11 protein-coding genes and 2 pseudogenes are annotated in these 12,265 nt (G+C 61.9%); 9 read left to right on the top strand and 4 right to left on the bottom strand.

Annotation, left to right across the window (positions count from 1 at the left end; translation table 11 throughout):
- Positions 1-153: 153 nt before the first annotated feature.
- Positions 154-917 (bottom strand): IS5 family transposase gene (locus tag J5I97_RS17990; protein WP_238135577.1). Its coding sequence is split into 2 segments (ribosomal slippage): positions 154-602 and positions 602-917, totalling 765 coding nucleotides; the frame shifts between segments, so codons are not numbered across the junction.
- A gap of 165 nt (positions 918-1,082) precedes the next feature.
- On the opposite strand from J5I97_RS17990, the gene J5I97_RS17985 reads away from it, so the two are divergent.
- The 7 genes from J5I97_RS17985 to J5I97_RS17955 all read left to right on the top strand — a co-directional run bounded on the left by J5I97_RS17985 (position 1,083) and on the right by J5I97_RS17955 (position 7,925).
- Complete coding sequence (locus tag J5I97_RS17985) at positions 1,083-1,526, top strand: prolyl hydroxylase family protein (protein ID WP_208587983.1); 444 nt, start codon at positions 1,083-1,085, stop codon at positions 1,524-1,526.
- Positions 1,519-2,706 (top strand): aKG-HExxH-type peptide beta-hydroxylase, encoded by a 1,188-nt coding sequence (locus tag J5I97_RS17980; RefSeq protein WP_208587981.1) that lies wholly within the window; start codon positions 1,519-1,521, stop codon positions 2,704-2,706. Before J5I97_RS17985 ends, J5I97_RS17980 begins: the two co-directional genes overlap by 8 nt.
- Before the next feature lie 68 nt (positions 2,707-2,774).
- Positions 2,775-3,281 carry an energy transducer TonB gene (locus J5I97_RS17975; protein WP_208587979.1) on the top strand — a complete coding sequence of 169 codons (507 nt, stop codon included), beginning with the start codon at positions 2,775-2,777 and terminating at the stop codon, positions 3,279-3,281.
- A gap of 6 nt (positions 3,282-3,287) precedes the next feature.
- Positions 3,288-4,550: an efflux RND transporter periplasmic adaptor subunit gene (locus tag J5I97_RS17970; RefSeq protein ID WP_208587977.1), complete on the top strand. Its 1,263-nt coding sequence runs from the start codon at positions 3,288-3,290 to the stop codon at positions 4,548-4,550.
- Positions 4,522-5,238, top strand: a complete 717-nt coding sequence (locus tag J5I97_RS17965) for an ABC transporter ATP-binding protein (protein ID WP_208587975.1) — start codon at positions 4,522-4,524, stop codon at positions 5,236-5,238. The genes J5I97_RS17970 and J5I97_RS17965 overlap by 29 nt, the downstream gene beginning before the upstream one ends.
- 39 nt (positions 5,239-5,277) lie before the next feature.
- On the top strand, positions 5,278-5,787 hold the full coding sequence (locus tag J5I97_RS17960) for a hypothetical protein (RefSeq protein ID WP_208587973.1): 510 nt from the start codon (positions 5,278-5,280) through the stop codon (positions 5,785-5,787).
- On the top strand, positions 5,784-7,925 hold the full coding sequence (locus J5I97_RS17955; protein WP_208587971.1) for a peptidase domain-containing ABC transporter: 2,142 nt from the start codon (positions 5,784-5,786) through the stop codon (positions 7,923-7,925). The genes J5I97_RS17960 and J5I97_RS17955 overlap by 4 nt, the downstream gene beginning before the upstream one ends.
- A gap of 95 nt (positions 7,926-8,020) precedes the next feature.
- Here J5I97_RS17955 and J5I97_RS17950 read toward each other — a convergent pair.
- Both J5I97_RS17950 and fabV read right to left on the bottom strand, forming a co-directional pair.
- Positions 8,021-8,230 (bottom strand): annotated as a pseudogene (locus tag J5I97_RS17950) (transposase); the annotation flags it as partial.
- Between the two features lie 353 nt (positions 8,231-8,583).
- Entirely contained in the window at positions 8,584-9,792 is a 1,209-nt protein-coding gene (fabV, locus tag J5I97_RS17945) for an enoyl-ACP reductase FabV (RefSeq protein ID WP_208587969.1), read from the bottom strand.
- Positions 9,793-10,309: 517 nt separating this feature from the next.
- On the opposite strand from fabV, the gene lldD reads away from it, so the two are divergent.
- The gene (lldD, locus tag J5I97_RS17940; RefSeq protein ID WP_208587967.1) at positions 10,310-11,470 is read left to right on the top strand and encodes an FMN-dependent L-lactate dehydrogenase LldD; all 1,161 of its coding nucleotides are present in this window, start codon (positions 10,310-10,312) and stop codon (positions 11,468-11,470) included.
- A 130-nt stretch (positions 11,471-11,600) separates the two neighbouring features.
- On the opposite strand, the pseudogene J5I97_RS20185 reads toward lldD, so the two are convergent.
- Positions 11,601-11,792, bottom strand: a pseudogene (locus tag J5I97_RS20185) (hypothetical protein); the annotation flags it as partial.
- A 145-nt stretch (positions 11,793-11,937) separates the two neighbouring features.
- Between J5I97_RS20185 and J5I97_RS17935 the strand changes: the two are divergent.
- Entirely contained in the window at positions 11,938-12,117 is a 180-nt protein-coding gene (locus J5I97_RS17935; RefSeq protein WP_208587966.1) for a hypothetical protein, read from the top strand.
- Positions 12,118-12,265 lie beyond the last annotated feature (148 nt).

Genomic DNA, 12,265 nt, shown 5'->3' with positions numbered 1-12,265 from the left:
GTGCAAAATTCTCCAATGGACTGGTATCTATGACCTACGCTATTCAACAGTGGCTGGACATCGCGTCTGACTTTCGAGGAACCCTCATGCTGGGCAATGGTGCCAGCATTGCAGTAAGACCAAAATTCTCGTATGGCTCGCTACTAGGGCCTGTTAACACATACGAAGCCTATCAACGATCAGGACAAAGCTGAGAAATCCGAGGAACATGACGTCGAGCTTCTCGAATCGTGAGAAAACCCGGCGGTAACCTTTCAGACGACGGAACAGTCTCTCCACTTCGTTGCGTCGCTTGTACATCTCCCGGTTGTATTCCGAAAGCTCGACCCGGTTGGACTTCGGCGGAACCACCGGCACGAAGCCAAGATCAAGCGCCAGTTGGCGGGTTTCGTTGCCTTCGTAAGCGCGGTCCATCAGGAGATGAATCGGCCGCTTCACTGGCCCCAGATGTTCAAGCAACGTGCGGCCTGCAGGTGCGTCATGCGCATTGCCAGGCGTCAATCCAAACGTGATGGCTGTTCGAGCATCTGCGGCAACCATATGAATCTTGGTGTTCCATCCACTGCGGGATTTGCCGATGGCCTGCGGGCCGTTTTTTTTAATGCACCTGTGCCATCGGGATGCACCTTGACGCTGGTGGAGTCCAGCGAGACCGCTTCGATTTTGATGCGCACGATCTGGGACTTCTGCAATTGGGCAAACATCCGGTCCAGCACCCCCGCCTTGGCCCAACGGTTCATACGCGTGTACACCGTATGCCAGTTGCCAAAGCGCGTGGGCAGGCCGCGCCATTTGCAGCCATGCTCAGCAACGTAAAGGATGGCGTTGACCACTTGCAGGTTGGTCATGCTGACATTGCCGCGCTGCGCCGGCAGGCAGTGTTGGATTAGGGAAAATTGTTCTGGCGTGATCTCCATGCCAGACAGTTTACTCGCTCAGATCACTAGTGTTAACAGGCCCTAGCCCGACCGCGCCTGGCCCGTTCGCAGATCATCAACACGGGGGACAAGGCCGGCAGCGCTATTGCCAGCTACACCCGAACCAGCCAAAGCACTTTCATCACTCCCGGAGAATCATCGCTTGTGGCAGCCATCGAGCGGCGGATCGCGGCGCTGCTGGAATGGCCGGTGGATAACCTCGAACACATCCAAGTGGTGCGCTATGGTGCCGGGGCTGACTTCGTGCCGCATCACGACTACTTCGACATCGGGCTATCTGCTACCGAGGCGCTGCTCCAGCAGGGCGGCAATCGCATCGGCAGCATGTTGCTCTACCTCAATACCCCACAGGCGGGGGGCACCACCGTGTTCTCCGATGTTGAGATCGACGTCGTGCCGCAATGCGGATCGGCCCTTTATTTTGGTTACCCAAACCCCGATCCATCCTCATTGACGCTCCACGCCGGCGCGCCTGTGCTGGCGGGTGAAAAGTGGCTGGCGACCTTCTTTGTTCGCCAGTCGCTGATGCACCGCCGACCCACTATCAAAGCGGTTGATCCGTACGAGGAAGGTAGGGCACATGGATGAATTGAGTTTGCTGGCGGAGGATTTCGCCTGTTCCACCGCATCAAACGCTCCGGAGATCATCGGTGTCTTGGCAGGCACCCGGCTAGCGGCCTCGCGTGTTCGCCTATCGGCGAGCCTGCGTAGGACTGGGCAAGACGAGTTGGCTGAAGCCCTTGATGCGCTCGACCCGCCAGAAGCCGTGACGTGGCGGCCCGAAATCGGGCTTGTGGAGTCGGCTGGGCAGAGCGCGATCGGCGCATTGCAGTGGGCTATTGCATCATTCGCCTGCGGACAGCAGGGCAGCTTCAGCGCGCAGCTGGCTGGTGCCGGGCGGGTGTTCCTAGATGGCTGCTTGATGGAGGTGGAAGGTTCTGTGTCCATGTTCGCCGACGGGCGAACGCTGGTCGTGCAGGATGCACGCAGTCATCATGTGTTCCAAGCATATGCAGGCGGTTGGACGCCCTGTAAGGACGAAGGCGTTCAGCGGGCCTGGCCCGTGGGTCGTATCGGGAATGACCAGCGGTTCTATATCGTCCGGACAGGGGTGAGAAATGCCTCGCATGGCTTTCCATGGCCCGATCAGGAGTTGAAACCCTTGCCCCAGGTGGTGGATGAGACAGCGATGGAGACCGTGGTGCGGCGCATCGAAGCGGCGCATGTCCTGCTGGCTAGGGTCAGCGACGAACATCTTCAGTGGGTGCGGGGTGGTCTAGCCGGCTATCTACTGCTTGCAGGGCCAGGGCTGAATGACGCAAGAGCACACGGCAGCAGTGCCTTTCCCGGTCTGCTCGCTCTTGATCCGCCGGACGATCCGGTGCAGTGCGCGGAGCTAATTGTGCAGGAAGCCTCCAGACAATACGTGGCCGCGTTCCTGATGGTGGCCGCGTTGCTGCGAGAAAACCAGGAAGCAGCCTTCTACTCACCACTCAAGCGAAGTTATGAAACGATGGGGCGGGTGATCATCGGTGCGCATGCGGCGGGAAATGTCCTACTCTTCCAGCAGCATCTTGCACGCACACGCAGGCTTGATAAGGCGGCCATGGATCGCCGAGACATGCAGCGGATATGGTTTGAAAGCCACTACATGCGCGCGCTTGATGAGTGCACAAACCTCACCGTTGCCGGCAGTCGGTTTTGGACTCGGCTCAGGTCATCGGTGATCGAAAGTGGTGTGTTGTCCAACGACGGGGGAGTGCAGTGAGTCTGTTACGTATGCATGGTGTTCTGCTTCCTGTGTGCTTTACCCTGGCCTTGGGCGGATGCGCCAGCATGGGGCCGCCTGATCCGCCTCCCACCGCTGCACGCGGTGGTCAGGTGGGAATCAACGAGATCAGTGATGAGCTGGTTGCCGGTCAGCGCATGGTGCTGGCCGACACCGAGTCGTTCATCCCGCCGCTGGACGATGAGGGTAACCAGGCCCCGGTGTATCCTTCCTCCTTGCTAGGAAAGGCGCTGCCGCCGAGCGTGATCTGCCTGCGTGTGGTCGTCGGTGCCGACGGCCGGGTGCCCTCAAGCACGCCGCTGGAGCAGCCACCGCTCTGTCCCGCACAGGCTTCGTTGGATCCCCTCATGCTGCAAGCGGCGCGTTCGGCCGTTGCGACGTGGCGCTTCGAGCCAGGGTTGCGTTGCCTGTTTCCAGATGTGGAGACCAAGCGCACCACATACGGCAGCTGCGGTGAGTCGCCTTCGCGTGCCGAGCCGGTAACGCTAACGTATCGCTTCGTCTTCGAGCAACGCGATGGCAAGGGCACGGTGCGTATCGGCGGGGGGGAATGAGGCGGCATGACGGCACTACAGATGGATGAACAGCGCGCCGGCGGCGGCAGCCGACGCAGGCGCCAGCGCATCGTCGTGTTGTCAGTGATCACCATAGCGTTGGTGGCGATCACTGTGGCGGCGCTGGTCGCCGGCCGCAAGGATACGGTGGTGCCGCGATCCAGTGTGCTGATCGGTACAGTGGAGCGGGGCCCGATGCTGCTCAGCGTACGCGGAACGGGCAACCTGGTGCCACGTCATACCCGCTGGCTCACGGCCGAAACGAATGCACGTGTGGAACGGATCGTGACATTCCCCGGTACCCGTGTGAAGGCCGATACTGTGGTACTGGAGCTGCACGACGGTCGTGTGGAAGACGACTACCTCGCTGCCGAGAAACAGTACCAAGCCGCGGTGTTGGACCATAGGGTGAAAGAGACCGAACTGCGCGTGCAGTCGTTACAGGCACGCGCCGAGTTAGGTAAGGTGGAAAGCGAGTTGGCTGCTGCGCAAGCGCAGGAGAAGATCGAGCGGATGGCGCTGGACAAGGACGTCATCCCCCGTATCCAGTACCAAAAAACCGAAATCGACCTGGCGCAGCTGTTGAGCCGCCATCACATTGAGAAGGCACGCGTTGCCGAGATCGACGCCAACGCGGAGGCACGCCTGCAGTCAGATGCGCTGCGGGTGTCGCAGCTGAAGAACACACGAGACCTGCGTCGACGGGAAATGGATGCCTTGCGGGTGCGGGCTGGCGCAGAAGGTGTGGTGCAGCGCTTGTTAGTGGAGGAAGGGCAGCAGGTGCCAGAAGGAACTAAGGTTGCACTCGTTTCGCGCCCGGAGGAACTGGAGGCTGAGCTGCGGATACCAGAGACTGAGGCCCGCGATCTGCAACAGGGACAGGCTGCCGTGGTCGATACTCGCAACGGCAAGATGGCGGGTACTCTGTCGCGCATCGACCCCGAAGTGGTAGATGGCACCGTCAAAGTACGCATTGCGTTCAGCGGCACGCTGGTCCCCGGCGCGCGCGCCGACCTCTCCGTGGACGGCACGATCATGCTCGGACGCTTGGCGGACGTGTTGTTCGTGCGCACCCCCGTCAATGCGCAGCGCGACAGCGAAGCTAGGCTGTTCAAGGTTCAAGGTGACAGCGCACAGCGGGTTCCTGTGACGATCGGGCATGAATCGAGCCGTTTCGTGGAGATCAAGGACGGACTGAAACAGGGTAACCGCGTGATCCTTTCCGACATGAGTGCTTACGATGACCAGTCCCGACTGCGCCTGGACTGAGCTCGCTAACGCGCCGGTTCCGGTTATTCGCCTGCGCATGTTGCAGCGGACCTTTCAGACAGATGAGGCGCTCACCCATGCGCTGCGCGACGTCGCGCTGGACATCTCCTCTGGCGAGTTCATCTCGATCACTGGACCATCCGGTTGCGGCAAGTCCACACTGATGTCCATCCTCGGAATTCTGGATACGCCGACGGCGGGCAGTTACATGCTGCGCGGGCAGGAAGTGGCACGCATGCCCGAGGCTGACCGTGCCCGTACGCGCAACCAGCACATTGGGTATATCTTTCAGTCGTTCAATCTGATCGGCGACCTCAGCGTGCTAGACAATGTCACCCTGCCGCTGAAGCTGCGCGGCGGAGTACCGCGGTCTGAGCGAGGCGAGCGCGGCATGGCCGCGCTGCAACGAGTGGAGATGGCCCACCGCGCCGGACATTTTCCTGCACAGCTTTCGGGTGGGCAGCAGCAACGCGTTGCCATCGCCCGCGCGTTGGTGGGCGAGCCTTCGATCGTGCTGGCTGACGAGCCGACTGGCAATCTGGATTCGCGCAGTGGTGCGATGGTGATGAATATGCTCGGGGAACTACACGCCGCCGGGGTCACGCTATGCATGGTGACGCACGACATACGCTTCGCTGCCATGGCGCAGCGCTGCGTGCACATGAGCGATGGCCGTATCGTCGGCTGACGTGTCATTCCCGGATGGATGCAGAAACAAGGAGAGGCGATGGGAGTTTTCAGGGAAGAAGTCGTGTCAACCCGGAACACGCGGCATGCCCTTGGCATGGTGCGTGTGGGCACGCCGCGATCCTTGCGGCTGCTGGTGGCCGCGGGTATCGCGTCGACCATCCTGCTGATGGGTGTCGGCTTGGCGTTGCCTTACGGGCGATCGCTGACGGCCGCCGGCGAAGTGCTGACGCATGACCGGGGCGAAGCCACCGTGCAGTCTTGGATCAACGAATCGGCAGTGCCTGATGTTCATCCGGGCATGGCCGCCCGGGTGCATTACCGGGCGCTTCCCCGCGGCGTGCAACAGTGGGACGACGGCGTGGTCACTGACGTGTCGCGCGTGCCGGGACAGGGTCTGAAGCGAGGTTTGTACCGGGTGGGGATACAGGTGTCGCCGTCGGGCCGTATGGACGGCCGGGACGTCTCCGCAGGTATGATCGTCGATGTCCGTATGTTGGCGCAGCGGCGTCCCATGTATCACTGGGTATTGGCGGGGCTGACACAATGAGCGCCCCGCTGCGCTTTGGCTGGCGCAAGCACCTGCCGGTCATCCTGCAGACCGAGACCATCGAGTGCGGTCTGGCCTGCATGGTGATGATCGCCTCTTACCATGGCCGGCATAGTGATCTGTCCGAGCTACGGCGCCGCTTCCCGCTGTCACTCAACGGCACAACGCTGAGCCACTTGATGGAAATTGGTGCCTCGCTGGGCCTGCGTTCTCGGGCGCTTCGGCTTGAGCCCGAGGACCTTCAGGAACTGCGGATGCCATGCATCATTCACTGGGATATGGAGCATTACGTTGTGCTCTGGGCTTGCCGGCGCAATGGCGTAGTCATCCACGACCCGGTGCATGGTCGGCGTGTGCTTTCGCACACCGAGTTCTCCCGGCACTTCACCGGTATCGCGCTGGAGCTGGAGCCGATCGCAGAGTTCGAGCCGCCGCCGCGTCCGGCACGCATCGGGATCCTGCGGCTGACCGGCAACCTCGGCGGCATCAAGCGTTCGCTAGGAGTGCTGGCATTGCTGGCTCTCTGTCTGGAAGTGATGGCGCTACTGGCGCCGCTGCTAGTCCAAGTGATCACCGATGTCGCTTTGCCATTCCAAGACGGCGAGCTGCTGAACCTGCTAGGCGTAGGCTTCCTCATCATGATGGTGTTGCACGCCAGCGTCGGCGCGTTGCGGAGCTGGTGCGTGGCCCGGCTCGGCCTCGCCCTGAATTATGGGTGGAGCGTCAACGTGTTCACCCACTTGGTGTCGTTGCCGCAGAGCTACTTCGAGCGGCGCCAGCGTGGTGACCTGCAGAACCGCTTCAGCTCCATCGCCGACATTCAGAAGACACTGACGAGCCGCTTCATTGAGGGTCTGCTCGATGGGATGATGGCGTTGCTGACGCTGCTGCTCATGTTGCTGTACTCGCCGCTATTGACGGCGATCACGGTGGTGTTGTTCGGTCTCTATACGCTGGCCAAAGTAGTGTCCTTCGGCTGGATACGTGAGGCCCAGCATGGGCACTTGATGTCGCAGGCTCTCCAGCAGTCGCATTTCCTTGAAGTGATGCGGGGGATGCAGGCTGTCCGCCTGTACAACCGTAGCGCGATCCAGGCGGGGATGCACGCCAACAAGGCGGTGGACACGCTTAACCGGGAGATCGAGCTACAGCGCTTGGCGATCCTGTTGGACACATTCAAGTTCGTAGCTTTCAGCATGCAACGTGTCCTCATCCTGTGGCTTGGCGCGTCCATGGTGCTGGAGGGGGCGCTGACTGCAGGCATGCTGATTGCGTTCTTCGTGTTCAGTTACCAGTTCACCACTCGTGCTGGAGCACTCGCCGACTACCTCGCGGAGTTCCGCATGCTGGACCTGCATGCCGAGCGTCTAGCCGACATCGTGCTGACGGCACCAGAGGAGGACCTTCATCCCCAGGATCTTGCGCAACCGCAGGATTACGGACTGGAGCTACGGGAGGTCTCATTCCGCTACAGCGGGGGTGAAGAGTTGGTCCTGGATCACTGCAATCTGCGGGTGCAAGATGGAGAGTCGGTGGCGATCACAGGAGCCTCGGGCTGCGGCAAGACCACGCTGATCAAGATAGTGGTCGGACTGCTGGACGCCGAGCAGGGTACGGTGCTTGTCGGCGGACGTTCCATGCAGCAACTTGGTAAGCATGCGCTGCGGACGATGGTTGGCACGGTGATGCAGGACGACCAGTTGTTCAATGGTTCCATCCTTGACAACATCCGCATGTTCGACAATGGGCCGGCCGATGGCGGCGCCGAGGAGGCCGCCCGGCTAGCGGGCGTGCATGAGGACATCGTGGCGATGCCGATGGGCTACTACACCCTGATCGGCGACATGGGCTCCTCGCTTTCGGGTGGCCAGAAGCAACGGATCGTCTTGGCGCGCGCCCTATACAAGAAGCCGCACATCCTGCTGCTGGACGAGGCCACCAGCCATCTTGATGTCCATCGCGAACGGCAGGTCAATGCTGCTTTAGCCCAGTTGACGATGACTCGCGTCATCATTGCCCATCGACCCGAAACTATTGCCTCTGCGGACCGCGTATTGGAGCTTCGTGCGGGCAAGCTGCATGAAGTAGATCGCGGCGCCAGCGCCGGGTTCGGAATGGTAAGCCCCTTTGCTGGTTGACCTACCTGGGCCTGTCCGAGAAATCGGGAGTGGCGCAAACTGGCTCCTGATTTTTGATAGGCATGGCTTTTGCGTAGAAAGTTGTTATTAGGGAAGATCAGGTCGTTCTCGAACAGCTGCTCGGCCAGCAACTTCTTCAGTCGCGCGTTTTCGGACTCAAGGTCCTTGAGCCGCTTGGCATCGGGCACGCTCATTCCGCCGAACTTGCTGCGCCACAGGTAGTAGGAGGCCTCGCTAAAGCCATGGCGACGGCACAGGTCCTTGATGGCGACGCTCGCTTCGGCCTCACGCAGGAAGCCAATGATCTATTCTTCGGTAAAACGCTTCTTCACGTCCAATCTCCTCGGGGTAGGGAATTGGACTCCACACTGGGCCGCTACTCAAAATCGGGGGGACGTCGTAGCTGGCTTTACACCATAGTCTGTCCAAACCTATACAAACTATGGTGTTCGCCTCACCACGGTCGTAGTGACCGCAAGATTGGCGATTGCCTTCCCGGGGATTCGGGATCGGAGAGAGGAGATTCGTTACATCAGCCAACGACAACCGGCATCGAATGCCGGCTGCCGTCGTTGCAACGTCTTCGGGTTCGCCGAAGATCAGCGACGCAACACGCCGCGGTTGCGAATCCCCGGTCCCGAATCTCCCCTCCCGGCAATCAACCCAGCTCGATGCAATCCAAGGTCACGTCCGTCTGCACATCGGCGTCGTAATCCACATCGTTACGCGCGAAGCCGAACAGTTTGAGGAACTCGTATTTGTAGCCGGCGTAGTCGGTGAGTGCGAATAAGTTTTCGGTGGTGACCTGCGGCCACAGCGCCTTGCAGGCGTCCTGCACGTCGCTGCGCAGTTCCCAGTCGTCCAGGCGCAGGCGGTTCTCATCGTCCACTTCGGCAGGCTGGCCGTCTTCGCGATACAGGCGGTCGCGGAACAGGCGGTCGAGTTGCTCGATGGTGCCTTCGTGCAGGCCTTTTTCCTTCATGATCTTGTAGACCATGGAGATGTACAGCGGCATCACCGGAATCGCCGCGCTGGCTTGGGTGACCACCGACTTGAGCACCGCCACATTGGCGCTGCCACCGTGGGTGTGCAAACGTGCGTTCAAGCGCTGTGCGGTTTGGTCCAGATCGACCTTGGCTTTGCCAAGCGCGCCATGCCAGTAGATCGGCCAGGTGATCTCGGTACCGATATAGCTGAAGGCCACGCTGCGCGCGCCATCGGCGAGCACGCCGGCGCCTTCCAGCGCATCGATCCACAGTTCCCAATCCTGTCCGCCCATCACGGTGATGGTGTCTTCGATCTCCTGCGCGCTGGCCGGCTCGATCGAGGCCTGGATGATGGTGTCTTTGTTGGTGTCGATGGCGGTGGCGGTGTAGGTCTGCCCGATCGGCTTGAGCGCCGAACGCTTCACTTCGCCGCTGCCGGGGAGCTTGCGCACCGGCGAGGCCAGCGAGTACACCACCAGGTCGACCTGGCCGCCCATCTCGGTCTTGATCAACTCGATCACCTGCGCGCGCGCGGCATCGGAGAACGCATCGCCATTGATCGACTTGCTGTACAGGCCTGCGGCCTTGGCCTGCTTGTCGAAGGCTGCCGAGTTGTACCAGCCGGCGGTGCCGGCTTTGGTGGCGCTGCCGGGTTTTTCGAAGAACACGCCCAGCGTGTCGGCGCCAAACCCGAATGCGGCGGTGATGCGCGAAGCCAGGCCGTAGCCGCTGGACGCGCCGATCACCAGCACCTTTTTCGGGCCGTCGTGGCGCACGCCGCGCGCACGGGTTGCGGCGATCTGCTCAAGTACATTGCGCTCGCAGCCAAGCGGGTGCGTGGTGGTGCAGATGAAGCCGCGCACTTTGGGATGGATGATCAACGTGTTCTCCTCGTCAGCAGGATGCTGGCGGCATCTTAATCGCTGGCCTGCGCGCGAAACAGCCGGATGCGCAACACACGCCGCTGTATGGAGGCAACGGACCAGACCATCGCGCTGGAACCGCACACGGTGTCGGTTTGCGGTGCGCGTGCTCGACGCGATGACGGCACCGTGCATCGCAAGGCGTCGTTGCGCGGATCGAGACTGCGATGGTCGCCGCTGCAAAGACCTGCCCAGTTGCTCAGCATAAGAGCAGCTAACAAAACTACTGCGCCGCCTGGCGGCGGCTCAGCGACCTGAGCTGGCGCCCGCCATTACTGCGGCTGGAGCCGCAATGCGTGCGCCACTGTCGCGCGATGTCTGCCTTTCCTCATCCGTCCATCCCACCGGGCATCGTGCATCGTGCATCGGCCGACTGCTGCGGCAGGCACAGCGCCAAAAGCCGCTTCGCACTCCCCCCAAAGTGCATACCAGGCTCTTACACTCAGCGGCACCCCGCAGCTGCCGTTCGTCTTCGATGATCATTTCTGCCGCTTCCGATTACCGTGCTGCCGCGCAGGCGCGCTTGCCGCCGTTTTTGTTTCATTACATCGATGGCGGCGCGTATGCCGAGCACACCTTGCGGCGCAACGTCTCGGATTTGGCCGATATCGCACTACGCCAGCGGGTGCTGCGCAATATGTCCGATTTGAGCGTGAGTACCGAGTTGTTTGGCGAAACCCTGGCGATGCCGGTGGCGTTGGCGCCGGTGGGCCTGACCGGCATGTACGCGCGACGTGGCGAAGTGCAGGCGGCGCGTGCGGCGGCCGCGTGCGGGATTCCGTTTACGCTGTCCACGGTGTCGGTGTGCCCGATCGAAGAAGTGGCGCCGGCGATCGAGCGGCCGATGTGGTTCCAACTATATGTGCTCAAGGACCGCGGGTTCATGCGCAACGCGCTGGAGCGCGCCAGGGCCGCCGGGGTGACCACGCTGGTGTTCACCGTGGACATGCCCACGCCCGGCGCGCGCTACCGCGATGCGCACTCGGGCATGAGCGGGCCCAACGCGGCGCTGCGGCGCATGGTGCAGGCGGTGACGCATCCACGCTGGGCGTGGGATGTTGGCTTGCTCGGCAAGCCGCACGATCTGGGCAACATCTCGACCTATCGCGGCAGCCCGACCGGGTTGCAGGATTACATCGGCTGGTTGGGCGCCAATTTCGATCCGTCCATCGCCTGGAAAGACCTGGAATGGATCCGCGAGTTCTGGACCGGGCCGATGGTGATCAAGGGCATCCTCGACCCGGACGATGCGCGCGATGCGGTGCGTTTCGGCGCCGACGGCATCGTGGTGTCCAACCATGGCGGTCGCCAGCTCGACGGCGTGTTGTCCAGCGCGCGTGCGTTGCCGGCGATCGCCGATGCGGTGAAGGGGCAGCTGAAGATCCTGGCCGACTCGGGCATCCGCAGCGGCCTGGACGTGGTGCGCATGCTCGCGCTGGGCGCCGACGCGGCGCTGCTCGGGCGTGCGTTCGTGTATGCACTGGCGGCCGGTGGCCAGGCCGGTGTGGAGAATCTTCTCTCCCTGATCGAGCGCGAGATACGCGTGGCAATGACCTTGACCGGCACGCATTCGATTGCCGAGATCAGCGGCGATGCGCTGAGTCGGGTGACGCGGGAGACTGTGGTTTCGCCTTGACGGGAATCGACTCGAAAATCGGCCGGTGACAATGCGACTCCGGCCGCATGCATGGCCTGCGGGTCGGGCAAAACACGACGACGGCGGCGTTGCGTATGGTCGCTGCCGCTAATTTTCTTTGCCCGTCGACAGGCGTTGCTTGAGTGCCAGTACCGATCGATGCCCATGGATCTGCGCGTTGACGCTGGGCACGCTGCAATGCCTTGTCCATCGGGAACGCGTCCGGCCCGCTGATCTTGCCGAGCTCTTCCCAGCGTAACGGCACTGCCACGGTTGCCTTGTCGCGGGTGCGTAGCGACCACGAGCACACGCTGGTATTGCCGCCAGCGGTGCCACTGCGCGGTAATAGTCGGCCACATCGCCCTTGCTGATTCGCATGATGGGGAACACCACGCGCTTTGCGATTTGCATGCTCTTCACCGCGCGCGCGGTGAACTGGTCGTCCATCCTGCATCCAGGAGTACGCCATGTCCCGCGACCCACTGCGCGACCAGCCCGCCCAACCGGGCGAACAGCACGGCAAACGCGATGCCGAACATTACGAAGACCGCGGTGCGGGCGATGCGCCCGAGCGGTTGATTCCGGCCGATGGCGACACGCCGGCCAAGAAGCCGGGTACCGCGCCGTCAGTCGAGACAGACCACTGAAAAAGGTAACTGAAACAACACGCCGGGCAGCGCATCGTGCTCGCCGACGATGAAATCGCTTACCGGCGAGCAGTCCATGCGAGTCCATGCGAATGGCGGCGTTGCGCGCATCAGCCGCGCCACACACGCCGAAATGAAGATGTAACGG

The sequence above is a fragment of the Xanthomonas fragariae genome (assembly GCF_017603965.1).
GTDB lineage: Bacteria > Pseudomonadota > Gammaproteobacteria > Xanthomonadales > Xanthomonadaceae > Xanthomonas > Xanthomonas fragariae_A.
Note: the sequence above shows the minus strand (reverse complement) of the source record. Positions and strands in the feature narration are given on the sequence as shown.